The sequence below is a fragment of the Arthrobacter sp. D1-29 genome, from assembly GCF_054130585.1.
The window spans coordinates 552,917-568,220 of record NZ_CP096383.1; the positions used below are offsets into that span (position 1 = coordinate 552,917).

At 67.1% G+C, this 15,304-nt stretch carries 14 protein-coding genes; 13 read left to right on the forward strand and 1 reads right to left on the reverse strand.

Annotation, left to right across the window (positions count from 1 at the left end):
* The first annotated feature begins 162 nt into the window (after positions 1 to 162).
* From M1E17_RS02630 to M1E17_RS02680, 11 genes are all read left to right on the forward strand, one after another.
* Positions 163 to 702: a D-glycero-alpha-D-manno-heptose-1,7-bisphosphate 7-phosphatase gene (locus M1E17_RS02630; protein WP_457965257.1), complete on the forward strand. Its 540-nt coding sequence runs from the start codon at positions 163 to 165 to the stop codon at positions 700 to 702.
* Positions 702 to 1,790, forward strand: a complete 1,089-nt coding sequence (locus M1E17_RS02635; protein WP_457965259.1) for a glycosyltransferase family 9 protein — start codon at positions 702 to 704, stop codon at positions 1,788 to 1,790. The genes M1E17_RS02630 and M1E17_RS02635 overlap by 1 nt, the downstream gene beginning before the upstream one ends.
* A complete protein-coding gene (locus tag M1E17_RS02640; protein WP_457965260.1) occupies positions 1,787 to 2,815 on the forward strand; it encodes a glycosyltransferase in 1,029 nt (342 codons plus the stop codon). Before M1E17_RS02635 ends, M1E17_RS02640 begins: the two co-directional genes overlap by 4 nt.
* Positions 2,812 to 4,065 (forward strand): glycosyltransferase, encoded by a 1,254-nt coding sequence (locus M1E17_RS02645; RefSeq protein ID WP_457965262.1) that lies wholly within the window; start codon positions 2,812 to 2,814, stop codon positions 4,063 to 4,065. The genes M1E17_RS02640 and M1E17_RS02645 overlap by 4 nt, the downstream gene beginning before the upstream one ends.
* Positions 4,062 to 4,841 carry a D-sedoheptulose-7-phosphate isomerase gene (locus tag M1E17_RS02650; RefSeq protein WP_457965264.1) on the forward strand — a complete coding sequence of 260 codons (780 nt, stop codon included), beginning with the start codon at positions 4,062 to 4,064 and terminating at the stop codon, positions 4,839 to 4,841. Before M1E17_RS02645 ends, M1E17_RS02650 begins: the two co-directional genes overlap by 4 nt.
* A complete protein-coding gene (locus tag M1E17_RS02655) occupies positions 4,838 to 6,220 on the forward strand; it encodes a PfkB family carbohydrate kinase (protein ID WP_457965266.1) in 1,383 nt (460 codons plus the stop codon). The genes M1E17_RS02650 and M1E17_RS02655 overlap by 4 nt, the downstream gene beginning before the upstream one ends.
* A 68-nt stretch (positions 6,221 to 6,288) precedes the next feature.
* Entirely contained in the window at positions 6,289 to 6,990 is a 702-nt protein-coding gene (locus M1E17_RS02660) for an SDR family oxidoreductase (protein ID WP_457965268.1), read from the forward strand.
* A gap of 117 nt (positions 6,991 to 7,107) precedes the next feature.
* Positions 7,108 to 7,794, forward strand: coding sequence for a class I SAM-dependent methyltransferase (locus M1E17_RS02665; RefSeq protein ID WP_457965270.1), 687 nt, complete (start codon positions 7,108 to 7,110; stop codon positions 7,792 to 7,794).
* 121 nt (positions 7,795 to 7,915) lie between these two features.
* Positions 7,916 to 9,382: an aldehyde dehydrogenase family protein gene (locus M1E17_RS02670; RefSeq protein ID WP_457965272.1), complete on the forward strand. Its 1,467-nt coding sequence runs from the start codon at positions 7,916 to 7,918 to the stop codon at positions 9,380 to 9,382.
* On the forward strand, positions 9,379 to 11,088 hold the full coding sequence (gene rfaE2 / locus M1E17_RS02675) for a D-glycero-beta-D-manno-heptose 1-phosphate adenylyltransferase (RefSeq protein ID WP_457965274.1): 1,710 nt from the start codon (positions 9,379 to 9,381) through the stop codon (positions 11,086 to 11,088). The genes M1E17_RS02670 and rfaE2 overlap by 4 nt, the downstream gene beginning before the upstream one ends.
* 42 nt (positions 11,089 to 11,130) lie before the next feature.
* Entirely contained in the window at positions 11,131 to 12,042 is a 912-nt protein-coding gene (locus tag M1E17_RS02680) for a spermidine synthase (protein ID WP_457965276.1), read from the forward strand.
* On the opposite strand, the gene M1E17_RS02685 is transcribed toward M1E17_RS02680, so the two are convergent.
* Complete coding sequence (locus tag M1E17_RS02685; RefSeq protein WP_457965278.1) at positions 12,039 to 12,935, reverse strand: LysR family transcriptional regulator; 897 nt, start codon at positions 12,933 to 12,935, stop codon at positions 12,039 to 12,041. The genes M1E17_RS02680 and M1E17_RS02685 overlap by 4 nt on opposite strands.
* Before the next feature lie 131 nt (positions 12,936 to 13,066).
* On the opposite strand from M1E17_RS02685, the gene M1E17_RS02690 reads away from it, so the two are divergent.
* Together M1E17_RS02690 and M1E17_RS02695 are read left to right on the forward strand one after the other, a co-directional pair.
* A complete protein-coding gene (locus M1E17_RS02690; protein ID WP_457965280.1) occupies positions 13,067 to 14,449 on the forward strand; it encodes an MFS transporter in 1,383 nt (460 codons plus the stop codon).
* Positions 14,450 to 14,530: 81 nt separating this feature from the next.
* Positions 14,531 to 15,280: a 3-hydroxybutyrate dehydrogenase gene (locus M1E17_RS02695; protein ID WP_457965282.1), complete on the forward strand. Its 750-nt coding sequence runs from the start codon at positions 14,531 to 14,533 to the stop codon at positions 15,278 to 15,280.
* The last annotated feature ends 24 nt before the right edge of the window (positions 15,281 to 15,304 follow it).

Here is a 15,304-nt window from a genome sequence, read left to right on the forward strand (position 1 = left end):
CCATCCAAGCCCCACCTGCGCGAAAGAACACGCGAAAGAACACTTGTGGCCCTGGGCGCCAGGGCCTCAAGTGTCCGTTCGCGCCTCCGTGCAGGACGGCGCTGGCCAGGAGAAATGCCCCCACGCTGTTTAGGAGCTGCTGCTCCTGGGAACAAGGTGGATATGGGAAGCTCCGCAACTCCGCAGCTCAAGGCTGTCCTGTTCGACAGGGACGGAACCTTGGTGGTTGACGTGCCCTACAACGGGGATCCCGGCCTGGTCCAGCCCATGCCGGGCGCCAAGGACGTGCTGGATTCCCTCCGCCGCCAGGGACTGGCAACCGGAGTGATCAGCAACCAGTCCGGGATTGCGCGCGGCATCCTCACTGCTGCGGACGTGGCGGGCGTCAACGCCAGGGTGGAGGAGCTCCTGGGTCCTTTTGATGTGTGGGAGGTGTGCCCGCACGCGGAGGAAGACGGTTGCGCCTGCCGGAAGCCCGCCCCGGGAATGGTGCACAGTGCCTGCCGGAAACTGGGGATCGAACCTTCCGAGGCAGCGCTCATCGGTGACATTGGAAGTGACATCCTTGCCGCCAAGGCGGCCGGCGCCAGGAGCGTACTGGTGCCTACTGCGGTGACGCGCGCCGAGGAAGTCAGCGGATCCCCGCTGGTGGCTGATGATCTTGCCCGGGCCGTGGATCTGCTCTTGGAGCGGACCCAGTAATGGGACGCGTCCTGGTGGCAAGGCTGGACAGCATGGGCGACGTCCTGCTGGCCGGACCGGCCGTCCGGGCCGTTGCCAACGGCAGGCGCCCGGACGGGAGCCAGCCAAACCAGGTGGTGATGCTGTGCGGAAGCCAAGGAGAGGATGCGGCGTCCATGCTGCCCGGGGCCGCGGAAGTCTATAGCTGGGACTGCCCGTGGATCATGAACCCTGCGCCGAAGATGACATGGCCGCACGCCGACCGCCTGGTGGACTATGTCAGCAACTCCAGGATCACCGAGGCCGTCATCCTGACGTCCTTCCACCAGTCCCCGCTGCCGCTTGCCCTGCTACTACGCCTTGCCGGCGTGGAAAGGATCAGCGGAGCCTCCACGGATTACGCTGGTTCCCTCCTGGATGTCAGGCTCAAGCCGGGTGAGGACTTTCCGGAAGACCAGCCCGAGGCAGAACGGGCCCTTGGCATCGCGCAGGCGGCCGGCTTCACACTGCCGGCAGGAGACGACGGCAAGCTGCGGGTGGACCGTGTTCCGGACGTCAAGGATTTGGTGGGTGAGGGGCCTTATGTGGTGGTCCATCCAGGGGCGGCAGTGCCGGCGAGGGCCTGGCCGCCGTTTCACCACGCCGCCGCCGTCGAACTGCTTGAAGGAGCCGGTCACCGGGTAGTGGTGACCGGCGGGCCGGGGGACACGTCACTGACGGCTACTGTGGCGGGCCCCTCCGCGTTGGACCTGGGCGGGCGGACCGACCTCCCTACCCTGGCGGGGGTGCTGGCGGGCGCTGAGGCCGTAGTCATCGGCAACACCGGCCCCGCCCATCTGGCTGCCGCCGTGGGTACCCCGGTAGCCTGTCTCTTCTCCCCGGTGGTGCCTGCCGTGCGCTGGGCCCCCTACGGTGTGCCCCTGGAACTTCTGGGCGACCAAAGTGCACCATGCCGGCTCACGCGTGCCCGGGTTTGTCCCGTACCGGGCCATCCCTGCCTGGATTCCGTGCCTCCCGAGGAGGTGGTGCAGGCCGTGGAGCGACTGATCGGCGGGGTCACCTCCTTCAGCACCCACCTCAGCACCCGCAGAAAGGCACGCAAACGATGAGAGTCCTGCTATGGCACGTCCACGGTTCGTGGACCGACGCGTTCGTCCGCGGACGCCACGAATACCTGCTTCCCGTCCTGCCGGAGCGCGGGCCCTGGGGCCTGGGGCGGGCAGGCAGGGAGTGGCCAGCCAGTGTGCGGGAGGTGGCGCTGGCGGAGTTGGACGCCGACGCCGTGGACGCCGTCGTTCTTCAGCGTCCCGAAGAGATTGTTGAAGTGTTCAGGGCGCTGGGCCGCCGGCCTGGCCGGGACCTGCCTGCGGTGTACGTGGAGCACAACACTCCGAAGGGGAATTTTCCCTTCACCCGGCATCCGCTGGCGGAGCAGGCAAACATTCCAGTGGTCCACGTGACCCATTTCAACAAGTTGGCCTGGGACAACGGCTCGGCACCCACCCTTGTCATTGAGCACGGGATCCCGGACCCGGGACTCCTTTATACGGGAGAGCTGCCGGAACTGGGAGTGGTGGTCAATGAGCCTGTGCGGCGTGGCCGGGTGACCGGTACGGACCTCCTGCCGGCGTTCGCCTCCGTGGCGCCGCTGCAGGTTTTCGGCATGCAAACCCAAGGACTGGCAGCCGCCGTCGGAATAGGGGAATCGCGCCTGACGTCGCGGGGCGATCTGCAGACGCGCGAACTGCACCGGGAACTGTCGCGATGCCGGATCTACATCCATCCCATGCGCTGGACCTCGCTGGGACTGTCCCTGCTGGAAGCGATGCACCTGGGTATGCCGGTGGTTGCGCTTGCTGCCACGGAAGCGCCGCGGGCGGTGCCGCCCGAAGCCGGCGCCGTCTCTGCCGACATGGATGAACTGCTGCGCAGCGCTGCAAGGCTGGTGGCCAATCCGGAAGAAGCCCGACGGCGGGGCGCCGCCGCCAGGGAAGCGGCACTGGCGCGTTACAGCCTGGGCAGGTTCCTGGGCCGCTGGGACGAGGTGCTGGCGGACCTGTTGCCCCGGCCGAAAGCCAACGAACGTCTGGAAGAGAAGATCCTTATTCCGGCGCGAGAGAGGAAGACCCCATGAAAATCTCCATGATTTCAGAACACGCCAGTCCGCTGGCGGCACTGGGCGGGGTGGATGCCGGCGGGCAGAACGTGCATGTTGCGGCATTGTCCGAGGCCCTGGCCAAGAGGGGGCACACGGTAACTGTCTACACCCGGAGGGATGCAACGGAGCTTCCCGCCAGGGTAAAGGTGGGCCGCCGGCTGGAAGTGGTCCATGTGGATGCCGGACCGGCGTGCCACATTCCCAAGGATGAGCTTCTTCCGCTGATGGGGGAGCTTGCGGACGGCGTCGCCAAGGACTGGGGCCAGCGTCCGCCCGACGTGGTGCATGGCCATTTTTGGATGTCCGGCCTCGCGGCGCTCTACGCTGCCCGGCGGGAAGGATCAGGCTACCAGGTGCCTGTCATCCAGACTTTTCATGCCCTGGGAACCGTCAAACGCAGGCACCAGGGCGCCGAGGACACCAGCCCGCTGGAGCGCCGCTGGCTGGAACCCGGGGTGGGACGCTCCGCAGACAGGATCATCGCCACCTGTTCGGATGAGGTCTTTGAACTGAAATCCATGGGGATCAACACCAGCAAGATTTCCATCGCTCCGTGCGGTGTTGACCTTGCCCTCTTCTCTGCGGAGGGACCCGCCGACCCCCGGCCACGCAGGCACCGGATCCTTTCGGTGGGCAGGCTGGTTCCGCGCAAGGGGGTGGACCTGGTGATCCGGGCGCTTCCGCTCCTGAGCCAGGTTGGATTCGACGACGTCGAACTCCTGATTGTGGGCGGCGGCGGGGACTCGCGGGCCCTTGATGCTGACCCGGAAGTGCGCCGCCTCCTGGGGCTGGCCAAAGAACTGAACCTTTCGGACCGGGTGACATTGCAGGGGCAGGTACCACGGGCAGCCATGCCAGGCATCTTCCGAAGCGCCGACGCCGTGGTCTGCTCCCCCTGGTACGAGCCCTTCGGCATCGTCCCGCTCGAAGCCATGGCTTGTGGCGTGCCGGTGGTGGCCGCGGCCGTGGGAGGGCTCCGCGACACCGTGGTTGACCACGGCACCGGGCTACACGTACCGCCGCGCGATCCGGAAGCCATCGCGTCCGCCCTGGCCCTCCTGCTGGGCGATCCCGCCCTGGCGGCCGAACTTGGCAGGGCCGGGCAGCAGAGGGCCAAGTCGCGGTATTCCTGGGACCGGGTGGCTGCAGAAACCGAAAAGGCCTACAAGCTGGCCATGTCGGAAGCCCCGGCCGGCCGGGTCCCTATGGAAGGAGCAGCGCTGTGACTGCCGAATGGTCCCTTCGTGAGGCCGACGTCCAGGCCCTGGCCCGCCACGCCGCGCTTTCCCCGGCGCATCCATCCACAACGCCGTCCCACGATCCTTCCGGTGCAGCCGTTAGGGACGCAGGGGCAGCCCTCGTGGACGCGGCAGCTGCACATGCTGTCCGCGCGCACCTGGACAACGTCCTGCCTGCGCTGGACTCGCTCCGGAGCCAGTCGGACCGGCTCGCCGCGTGGGGAGTGGAGCTGGCCCAGCGCCTGCTCCGGGGGCAGCGGGTGATGGCCGCGGGCAATGGCGGGTCAGCCGCCGAGGCCCAGCACCTGACCGCCGAACTGGTGGGACGGTTCGACGGCGAGCGGATCCCCTTCTCCGCTATCTCCCTCCATGCGGAGACCTCGGCAGTGACTGCGATTTCCAATGACTACGGCTACGACGAGGTGTTTGCCCGGCAGATCCGGGCCCACGGCCGTTCCGGCGACGTGCTGGTCCTGCTGTCCACCAGCGGCAAGAGCCCCAACCTGCTCAGGGCCGCGGAAGCAGCCGCCCGGCTCAACATCACCACCTGGGCACTGACCGGCCCCGGGCCCAACCCGCTGGCGTTGGCCTGTGACGAGGCCGTGATGATTGAAGCCGTTAACGCCAACGCCCAGGAAGGCCACCTGATCGCGCTGCATGCCATCTGCCGGGCCTTCGACCTGGAGGTCAACCGGCGCGGCTCCGGAAACCACAGCGGGCACAGGTCTGGCAGCCCTGACGGAGAAGCAGGAGGCCGGGCATGAGGATCGTTGTGGTGGGTGACGCGATTTTGGATGTTGACCTGTCCGGAGAGGCCACCCGGCTGAGCCCCGATGCCCCTGTGCCCGTTGTTGACGTATCAGGCATCAGGCGCCGGGCGGGGGGAGCCGGGCTGGTGGCCCGGATGCTGGCTGAGGACGGCTGGCCCGTCACCCTGGTGACAGTCCTGGCAGATGACGACGCCGGACGGCAGCTTGAGGCTGCGCTCGCGGGGGTGCGGCTTGTGGCCGGGCCCAGCAGCTTCCCGTCGCCGGTCAAGACCCGGGTCCGGGCCGGCTCCCATCCCGTGGTCCGTTTTGACCAGGGCTGCGGGCCGACGCCCGTACCCGACGTGACTCCCGCGATGCTGCGGGCCGTGGAAAAGGCCGGGGCCATCATCGTTGCAGACTACGGCCGGGGCCTGGCCGCCAACCCCCAGCTGAGGGAACTTTTGACAAGGCTCGCTGACGACATTCCCATCGTGTGGGACCCGCACCCCTCCGGCGCCCCTCCGGTTCCGGGGGTCGCCGTGGTGACGCCCAACCTGTCCGAAGCCCGCAAGGCCGCCGGCGGCAGGACCGCGGCGTCCGGGAACAGTGCCTCCTCCAATGGGGCGGGGGACATTGCGGGCGTCCTGCTGGACCAGTGGCGCAGCCGTGCCGTCCTGGTGACCACCGGGGAACATGGTGCCGTACTCCTGACGCGGCGGGACCCGGCGCCGCAGCCTGTTCCCGTGCCCCGGGTGGAGGTGGGCGATCCCTGCGGCGCAGGCGACAGGCTGGCCGCCAGCCTGGCCGTCCACTTGCTGGCAGGCCGTGACCTTCGGGACGCCTCCGTACTCGCCGTCCATGAGGCCGCAGATTTCCTGGCGGCCGGCGGGGTGGCCTCGCTGCCGGATCCGCCCCCGCCCGGGAAAGCCAGGCACCGCACCACCGAGCCGCTCCTGCTGGCCCGCAGCGTGCGGGAGAACGGCGGCATGGTGGTGGCCACGGGGGGCTGCTTCGACCTGTTGCACGCCGGACATGTCAGGTCACTGGCAGCCGCCCGTGAACTGGGGGACTGCCTCATTGTCTGCCTGAACTCGGATGCCTCGGCGCACCGGCTGAAGGGCGACCAGCGCCCCATTATGGGCCAGCAGGACAGGGCAGAGCTGCTGCTGGCGCTGGAGTGCGTGGACGCGGTGATGATTTTTGACGAGGACACTCCGGAGGCCGCGCTGGACCGGCTCCGCCCCGACATCTGGGTCAAGGGCGGCGACTACAAAGGTGCGCGCCTGCCCGAAGCCGAGCTGGTGGAGAGCTGGGGCGGACGCTGCGTGACCGTTCCCTACCATCCGGCCCGCTCCACCACGCTCCTGGCCGACGCCCTGGCGAAGGTGAGCTGAGTCAAAAGCAGCCTCATTTGAAAAGCAGCGTCATTAACAGCGTTTTGTTTCCAAGCGAAAGGAACACCATGAACATTCAGTCGCCTTGGCCCGGCCGGGTCCTGGTTACCGGAGGGGCCTCCGGACTGGGTGCCGCCGTCGTCGAAGCTGTTCTCAGGGCAGGCGGGACTCCAGTGGTCCTGGACCGCGACATCAGCGCAGTTTCGTCCGTGAAGGCGTTCGAAGTTGACGTCTCGGACCGCCTTGCCGTTGAGCATGCCGTCCAGGAGGCAGCGGACTCGCTGGGAGGACTGGATGCGGTGGTGACAGCGGCGGGAATCGACCGCTGCGGCAAACTGGCCGATGTTGCCGCGGACGAATGGGAGAAGGTCATCGGCGTCAACCTGTTGGGCACAGTCTCCGTTGTCCGCGCAGCGTTGCCCCATCTCAAGGCTTCCCGGGGGCGGGTGGTGACGGTGGCCTCGACGCTGGGAAAGCGGGCGGTTGCGGATGCCACCGCCTACTGCGCCTCCAAGTTTGGCGTGGTGGGCTTCAGCCATGCGCTGGCCGCTGAAACCGGCGGGGAGATTGGGGTGACCACCATGATCCCCGGCGGCATGAAAACCAGGTTCTTTGATGACAGGACTGAGCAGTACAAGCCGCAGGACGACTCCCGGCTCAACAGCCCGGGCAACGTGGCGCAGGCCATCCTGTTCGTCTTGTCCCAGCCCACCGGCTGCGAGGTGCGCGAGATGCTCATCTGCCACGAGGAGGAGGGCTCCTGGCCGTGAGGCCCGCTGCTCGATCCGTGAATGCTGGCTATTGACGCCGGTTTTGAAGGCTGGCTCTTGACGGCTGGTTCCTGACGTCGTGTTCTTGAAGAGGGGTCCTGGCCGGGGAGGAGCGCTGTGACGGGACACGAACTGGATCGGCCCACGGGGCCGGACCACCTGCAGCACCCGCGTTTTGCCAAAAACTATGCGCGGGTAGTGGAGGTGATGAACGAACGGGGCGCCACGGAGCATCGGCGTGCGGCACTGTCCGGCCTGTCAGGCAAGGTGATAGAAATCGGGGCAGGGGAAGGCTCAGCGTTTGCGCTCTACCCCGGCTCTGTCACCGAGGTTCTGGCGGTGGAGCCGGATGACGAGCTCCGGCGGCTGGCCAGAGACAAGGCAGCGTCCGCCCCGGTTCCGGTCCGCGTGGTGGCCGGAGCCGCGGAGGAGATTCCCGCGCCTGACGCCAGTGCCGACGCCGTGGTCACAAGTCTTGTGCTCTGCAGTGTCGAGGACCAGGCCGCCGTCCTGGCAGAAGTCCGCCGCGTTTTGCGGCCGGGCGGGACGCTGGCCTACTACGAGCATGTCCGCTCGGGCCATAGAGTCCTGGCTGCGCTGCAGGACCTGGTGACTCCTGCCTGGCAGCGCCTCGCCGGCGGCTGTCATCCGAACCGGGACACGCTGCAGGCCATCTCCGCCGCCGGGTTCACTATCCGGGAGAACCGGCGGTTCGGTTTCTCTGCGGGCCCGCTGGTACCCCCGGTGGACCACATCCTCGGCCACGCCACGTCGCCCGGACGCGGGCAAGGCCCCGGAAACTGATTCAGCTTTCACCACGTTCGTGTAAACACCTGCTCCCGGGGTACGGGACAGCACAGAACGGCACAAGCACAGAACGGCCCCAGTGCAGAACGGCACAGGAGAGTGCGTACGGAGGAGATCCATGCATACCACTGCCAGGCAAACGGATACCGCATCACCGGCCACGCCGATACCAGCCACGCCAACACCGGCCACGCATGTCACCGAGGACGGTTCCGGGATCACCATCAGGGATCCCCGCAGCGGCGAGACCCTGTGGACAGTTCCGGAGGCTGAACCCCATACAGTAACCGAAGCCGTGGATGTGGCGCGCAAGACCGCCGCTGATTGGGCGTTTACTGCGCCGGCGGAGAGGGGTTCGCGCCTGCGGGCGGCGGCGCGGGCACTTGAGGACGCCGCCCATGAGCTGGCCGGGCTCAACAGCAGTGAGACCGGGCGCCCCCTGGAGGAAGCCCTTGGTGGGATCGCCGCCGGGGTTTCCACCCTGGAGCAGTACGCCGAGCTTGGCCCCCTGCATCGGGGGCACAGCCTCAGGGGCAACAGCCTGGCTTCCGACTATACGGTGGCAGAGCCGCGTGGCGTGGCCGTACTGCTGACGCCCTGGAACGATCCCGTGGCGGTTGCCTGCGGGCTGATCGGTGCCGCCTTGGCCACCGGCAACACGGTAATACACAAACCCAGCGAACGTTGTCCCCGGTTAGGCGAAGCCCTCGGAGAGGTGCTGGCTCCGGCCTTCCCGCCGGGAGTGTTGCTGACCGTCTCGGGAGGTGCCCGGGTGGGTGAACTTCTGACAAGCACGGGAGTGGACGTCATCGCGCACGTGGGCTCCAGCGCTTCCGGCGCCCGGATCGCTGCCGCTGCGGTGGCCACAGGCGCGCACTTCATCCGGGAAAACGGCGGAAATGATCCGCTCCTGGTAGACCGCGACGTGGACCCGGTGTGGGCTGCCGAGCAGGCGGCGATCGGTGCCTTCGCCAACAGCGGCCAGATCTGCACTTCAGTGGAGCGGATCTATGTCCACGAGGCTATTGCCGATGAATTCTGCGCGGCGCTGGAAGCCGAAGCCGCCCTCCGCAACGGCAACGGCACGGTGGCACCACTGGTAGACACACGGCTGCGGGACGCCGTCCACGCCCAGGTTGCCGAAGCCGTGGAGCTTGGTGCACACGCAGTGGAAGGAGGCGCCGTTCCCGACGGGCCGGGCGCGCACTATCCGGCCACGGTCCTGCTTGGCTGCACCGGGAGCATGCAGGTGATGACCGAGGAAACCTTCGGGCCGGTGGCGCCCGTGCAGGTGGTATCCACTTTCGCGGAGGGGCTGAGGGAGGCCTGCAACGGCCGGTTCGGGCTGGCCGCCACGGTACTCACGGGCAGCATCGCGCACGCCCAGCAGGCCATTGCCTCCCTTCCCGTGGGAACCGTCAAGGTCAATGAGGTGTTCGGCGGCGCGCCGGGAGGTTCGGCTCAACCCCGCGGGGACAGCGGCGAAGGCTTCGGCTACGGACCCGAGCTCCTGGATGAGTTCACCCGGGTGAAGGTGGTGCACGTCGCTGCTCCGCCCGTGACGTTGAATCAGGGCACACCATGAGCCCGCTGGACCGCCCCGATGCCGGGGACCTTGCGGGCTCACGGGACCTTGCCGGCGAGCGCGCCCTCTCCGGGTCGCTGCCGAGGCGCCTTGCTGCCGAACACCCAGCCGTGATGGTCATCGGGGACGTGATGCTGGACGGCTGGTGGAGCGGCAGCATTGAGCGGCTGTGCCGGGAGGCACCTGCACCCGTAGTTGACATCACCACCCGGGACTTTGCTCCTGGCGGGGCTGCGAACACGGCCATGAACCTGGCTGCATTGGGTGCCCGGGTGTCTGTAGCAGGCATCATCGGTACCGACGACGCCGGCGTGGTCCTGCGGAAAAAGCTGGTGGAGGCGGGCATCGACGTCCGGCACCTGCACAGCCACCCAGCCATGGTTACCACCACCAAGATCCGGATCAGCAGCGGCGGGCAGGTGCTGCTGCGCATCGATGACTGCGCCAAGGCTGTCCCGGAGGAAGCGCTGGCAGCGCTGGCCGCTTCGGTCAGAGCCGCCGTCGGCCATCAGGACGCCGTGATGGTGTGCGATTACGGAACCGGAGTCCTGGCAGACCCGGTCCGCGGCAGCCTGCTTCAAGCTCTGGGCCGTCCTGGATTGGATGACCCGGAATTGAATGGGCCCGAATTGCACGGGCAGGAACTGCAGGGGCCTGAATTGCACGGGCAAGAGTTGCGCGGGCCGGAAGTGCCCGCGCCCGAATTCCACAGCCCGGAACCGGAGCTGGCGGCAGAGGCAGGAGCAGCGGGCAGGCTCGGCATCCGCCCGCTGACAGTCATCGATGCGCACGACCCGCGGCTGTGGGCGGAGCTGCGTCCTGACCTGGCCACCCCCAACGCGCAGGAAGCCGCGCGGATGCTCGGCTTGCGCCTGCCGGAGGGTACCGAGCGGATCGACGTTGTGACCGCGAACCGGGAGGCGCTGCTGGAGGCCAGCGGAGCCCGCTCCCTGGTGGTCACGCTGGACCGGGACGGGACAGTGCTGTTCTCGGCGGGCGGCGGCACGCACCGGACCTGGGCACGGCCGGCCGCGGAGAAGCAGGCCTCCGGCGCCGGGGACACGTTTGTGGCGGCACTGACGCTGGGCCGGTCGGCGGGACTTCCGCTGACGGCGAGCCTGGACCTGGCCCAGGCCGCCGCGGATGTGGTGGTGCACCAGCCGGGGACTTCCGTCTGCAGCACCGCCCAGCTGAGCCGGCACCTGGAAAGTTTCGCGGATACCGCGCTTAGCGTGGAGGAACTGGACCGCCAGCTGGAGGTGCACCGCTCCCAGGGCCAGCACATCGTGCTGACCAACGGCTGCTTCGACGTGCTGCACAGCGGCCACACCAGGTACCTCAACCAGGCCAAGCAGCTGGGTGATGTGCTGGTGGTGGCGCTGAACAGCGACGAATCCGTGCGTAGGCTCAAGGGCCCTGGACGGCCCATCAACACGGTGGCGGACCGGGCTGCCGTGATCGCCGCCCTCAGCTGTGTGGACTACGTAACCGTCTTTGATACGCCTACGGCCAGCCCGCTGATCTCCCAACTCCGGCCCGAGGTGTATGCCAAGGGCGGGGACTACACACCGGAGATGCTGGCGGAGACGGCGGCTGTGGAGGAGTATGGCGGACGGGTGGCCATCCTGGACTATGTTGCCGAACGCTCCACCACGGCCGTGGTCCAGCGGATCCGGGAGGGCAAAGGGGCAGGGCAGACCAACTAGCGTCAACTAAAGTTGAGCCATGACTGAAGCGGGGCACGGGTAATGGCAAAACGCGGCAGGTCAGGAGGCCGCGCCAGTGGAGGTTCGACGGCGGGTGTTGTGGAAGTGCCCAAGGGCACCCGGCCCGACGGCCCCGTTGAGGGCGTCTATTACATCGATACCGGCGACTGCCAGCTGATTGCTGACCAAGACAACTCCAACGGCTGGCTCCTGAAGATCAACGGCGTGATGAGCTCCCACATAGACCTCGCCGACCCGCTCTTTTTGGACTTCGAATACATGCGCTGGATGGCGGCGCTCATTGAATCACGGTGGCCGCCCAAACCAAAGACAGGCCAGCCCGCGCGGCTGCGCGGCCTGCATCTTGGCGGCGGCGCCTGCTCCCTGGCACGCTACTTTCACGCCGCCTACCCCGATGCCCGCCAGGTGGTGGTGGAACTCGACGGAAAACTCGCCGAGTACGTCCGCGGCTGGTTTGACCTTCCCAAGGCGCCCTTGCTCCGCCTGCGGGTGGGAGAGGCCCGCGAAGTCACCGAAACCCTGACCCCGGACACCCGCGACTTCATCATCAGGGATGTCTTTGCCGGTTCGCTGACGCCGCGGGCACTGACAACGGCAGAGTTCAATGAACACATCAGGCGCGTCCTGGCTCCGGGCGGCATGTATGTGGTCAACTCCGGCGACGCCCCCAACCTGCTGAATGCCCGGGAGGACGCCGCCACCATCGCTGCCTCGTTTGAGCACACGATGATCATCGCCGATCCTGCCATGCTGAAGGGCCGCCGCTACGGGAATATGGTGATGGCCGGCAGCGATGTCCCGTTGGACGGCGACCCTCAGCTGGCCCGCAGGCTTTTGGGCGGGGCGGTTCCGGCGCATATCTGGGACGACGCGCAGGTCCGCGCGTTCGCCGCAGGATCACCGGTCCGCCACGACCCTCCCGCATCCGCCTAGCCGCGGCCCAACAGTTTCTCCCGGTGCGCCGCCGTCTGGTCCCGCAGCGCCTGCACCACGGCGGCAACCGCGGGGCGGCGCATCGAGTCGGGCCGCAGCACCATCCAATAGGGGAGCAGCTCGGCGAACTCCGCCGGGAGCAGCCGCACCAGATCCGCGTGGAGGTCACCCATGAAACAGGGCAGGAACCCAATGCCGGCGCCGGCCCGGGTGGCCTCCACGTGCACAAAGACGTTAGTGGACGTGAGCCCGTCACGCATGGCCGGGACAAGGCGCCGCGGGGCGTCCAGGTCATCAACCTGAAGCATGGAATCCACAAAGTACACCAAGGGGTGCTCGGACAGGTCAGCCACACTGGCCGGGGTTCCGTTCTCCTCCAGGTACGAGCGCGAGGCGTACATGCCCAGCATGTATTCGCCCAGCCTGACGGCCTCGGCCCGGTGGACCTGCGGTTCGCCCACCACCACCTCGATGTCCAGGCCGGAACGCTGCTGCAGCGCCCGCCGGGTCATGGTCACCACTTCCACACTGAGCCCTGGATGTTCGCGGCGGAGCCCGGCTACGGCGGGAGCGGCGATGTAGGCGCTGAAGCCGTCTGTCGCCGTCATGCGGACGACGCCGGTAATGGGATCCGGTGTCCTGCCTGCCGGTCCCAGCGCACTCACCGCAGCCTCCACCTGTTCGGCTACCCGCACCGCCTGGGTGCCAAGGTCCGTCAGTTCCCAGCCGCCCGCAGCCCGGGCCAGGACCCGGCCGCCCAGTGCCTTTTCCAGGGCCGCTATCCGGCGTGACACAGTGGTGTGGTTCAGGCCCAACGCCTGGGCCGCCGTCGTAAATTTGGCTGAGCGGGAAACCGCCAGCAGTACCAGCAGGTCATCCGGGTTGGCATTCATATCTGCAATTGTGCACATGAGAGGTGCTCTTTTGGTTATTGAGCGCACATGTTTGTGCAGCAATACTCAGGGGAGCCAATTAGTGCTGTGAACCACGGCACGTGTCAATGTGGACACTAAGGAGAAACCCCATGAGCGTAGAGCAGCGCTCGGCAGACAATGCCGCCGGATCCGCATCCAAGGGATCCGGACTCAAGAAGATTGTGGCCGCCTCCATGGTGGGCACAGTAGTGGAATGGTATGAATTCTTCCTCTACGCCACCGCCGCAACCCTGGTGTTCGGCAAGTACTTCTTCCCCGCCACCGGCAACGAACTCGATGGCATCATCCAGGCCTTCCTCACCTACGCGGTGGGCTTTGTGGCACGTCCGCTGGGCGGAATCGTGTTCGGCCAGATCGGTGACAAGCTGGGCCGCAAGCCCACGCTGCAGCTGACCATCATCATCGTGGGTGTTGCCACGTTCCTGATGGGCTGCCTCCCGGGCTTCGCCGAGATCGGTTACCTGGCGCCGGCACTGCTGGTGGCGCTGCGCTTCATCCAGGGCTTCGCGCTGGGCGGCGAATGGGGCGGTGCCGTGCTGCTGGTTGCCGAGCACAGCCCCAACAAGTCACGCGGCTTCTGGTCCAGCTGGCCGCAGGCCGCGGTGCCGGTGGGCAACCTGCTGGCCACGCTGGTGCTGTTCATCATGTCCTCCGCCCTCAGCCCCGAAGCTTTCCTGGGTTGGGGCTGGCGGGTGGCGTTCTGGCTCTCCGCCGTGATCGTGTTCGTGGGCTACTACATCCGCACCCACGTCACCGAGGCCCCCATCTTCCTGGAAGCCAAGGCCCTGGTGGAGAAGGAGCAGGCAGTCAGCTACGGCGTCTTCGAAGTGGTCCGCAAGTATCCCAAGGGCATCCTCCAGGCCATGGGGCTGCGCTTCGCGGAGAACATCATGTACTACCTTGTGGTCAGCTTCGCCATCGTTTACCTCAAGAGCGTCCACAAGTACGACACTTCCTCCCTCCTGCTGGCCCTGCTGATCGCGCACGTCATCCACTTCCTGGTCATCCCGCAGGTGGGACGGCTGGTGGACTCGCTGGGACGCAAGCCTGTGTACCTGTTTGGCGCCATCGCCGGTGCTGCCTGGCCGTTCTTCGCCTTCCCGATGTTCGATACGCGCAATGCTGTGGTGATTGTCCTGGCCGTGACCATCGGACTGTGCCTGCACGCATTTATGTACGCCGGCCAGCCCGCCATCATGGCCGAGCTCTTTCCCACCAGGATGCGGTACTCGGGTGTGTCGCTGGGTTCGCAGGTGACGTCCATCTTCGCCGGTTCCCTCGCCCCCCTGCTGGCCACCCAGTGGCTCAAGGACACAGGATCCTGGGTCCCCACGGCCATCTACCTGGTGGTGGCCTGTGCCATCACCTCCGTGGCCGTGCTGAGCCTGAAGGAAACCAAGGGAATTGCCCTCGAGGAAGTGGACAAGGCCGACGCCGCCCGCGAAGGACTGCTCACGACGGGCACACGCTGAGCTGCTTCGGCGGCTGCACGTGCTGGATGACGGACTGATGACGGGCTGATGGACGGGCACACGATGGGAACCGTAACTGCTATGGAAAACACTCTTAACGGCCGCAAGGCCCTGGTGACAGGCGGCGCCAGCGGAATCGGCGCCGCGTGCGTCCGGCAGCTGGCTGCCCGCGGGGCGAAGGTGGTGGTGGCCGACGTCGACAGCGACGGTGCTGCCGCCCTCGCCGATGACGTGGGCGGCACTGCCTGGGCCGTTGACCTGCTGGACGTGGATACGCTCGCCACCCTGAACCTGGACTGCGACATCCTGGTGAACAACGCCGGGATCCAGCGGATCAGCCCCATCGAGGACTTTGATCCGTCGGAGTTCCGCCGCATCATCGCGCTGATGCTGGAGGCGCCCTTCCTGCTGATCCGGGCCGCCCTGCCGCACATGTACGCCAACGGCTTCGGACGCATCATCAACGTCTCCTCCGTGCACGGCATCCGGGCCTCACCGTTCAAAAGCGCTTACGTTTCCGCCAAGCACGGCCTGGAAGGTCTTAGCAAAGTGACAGCGCTCGAAGGCGGGGAACGCGGAGTCACCTCCAACTGCATCAGCCCCGGATATGTCCGCACTCCGCTGGTGGAAAAGCAGATCGCGGACCAGGCCCTGGTGCACGGCATCCCGGAGTCCGAGGTCCTCGCCCAGGTGATGCTCACCGAATCCGCCATAAAGCGGCTGGTGGAACCGGCGGAGGTGGCATCACTGGTGTCCTGGCTGGCCTCGGATCAGGCCGGCATGGTCACCGGCGCCACCTACACCATGGACGGCGGCTGGTCCTCCCGGTAGGCGTTTCTGGAGCAGGCAGCTCAG

Coding starts and splice junctions, on each gene's coding strand:
- M1E17_RS02630 (WP_457965257.1), top strand. CDS start 163: ATGGGAAGCTCCGCAACTCCGCAGCTCAAGGCTGTCCTGTTCGACAGG.
- M1E17_RS02635 (WP_457965259.1), top strand. CDS start 702: ATGGGACGCGTCCTGGTGGCAAGGCTGGACAGCATGGGCGACGTCCTG.
- M1E17_RS02640 (WP_457965260.1), top strand. CDS start 1,787: ATGAGAGTCCTGCTATGGCACGTCCACGGTTCGTGGACCGACGCGTTC.
- M1E17_RS02645 (WP_457965262.1), top strand. CDS start 2,812: ATGAAAATCTCCATGATTTCAGAACACGCCAGTCCGCTGGCGGCACTG.
- M1E17_RS02655 (WP_457965266.1), top strand. CDS start 4,838: ATGAGGATCGTTGTGGTGGGTGACGCGATTTTGGATGTTGACCTGTCC.
- M1E17_RS02660 (WP_457965268.1), top strand. CDS start 6,289: ATGAACATTCAGTCGCCTTGGCCCGGCCGGGTCCTGGTTACCGGAGGG.
- M1E17_RS02670 (WP_457965272.1), top strand. CDS start 7,916: ATGCATACCACTGCCAGGCAAACGGATACCGCATCACCGGCCACGCCG.
- rfaE2 (WP_457965274.1), top strand. CDS start 9,379: ATGAGCCCGCTGGACCGCCCCGATGCCGGGGACCTTGCGGGCTCACGG.
- M1E17_RS02680 (WP_457965276.1), top strand. CDS start 11,131: ATGGCAAAACGCGGCAGGTCAGGAGGCCGCGCCAGTGGAGGTTCGACG.
- M1E17_RS02685 (WP_457965278.1), bottom strand. CDS start 12,935: ATGAATGCCAACCCGGATGACCTGCTGGTACTGCTGGCGGTTTCCCGC.
- M1E17_RS02690 (WP_457965280.1), top strand. CDS start 13,067: ATGAGCGTAGAGCAGCGCTCGGCAGACAATGCCGCCGGATCCGCATCC.
- M1E17_RS02695 (WP_457965282.1), top strand. CDS start 14,531: ATGGAAAACACTCTTAACGGCCGCAAGGCCCTGGTGACAGGCGGCGCC.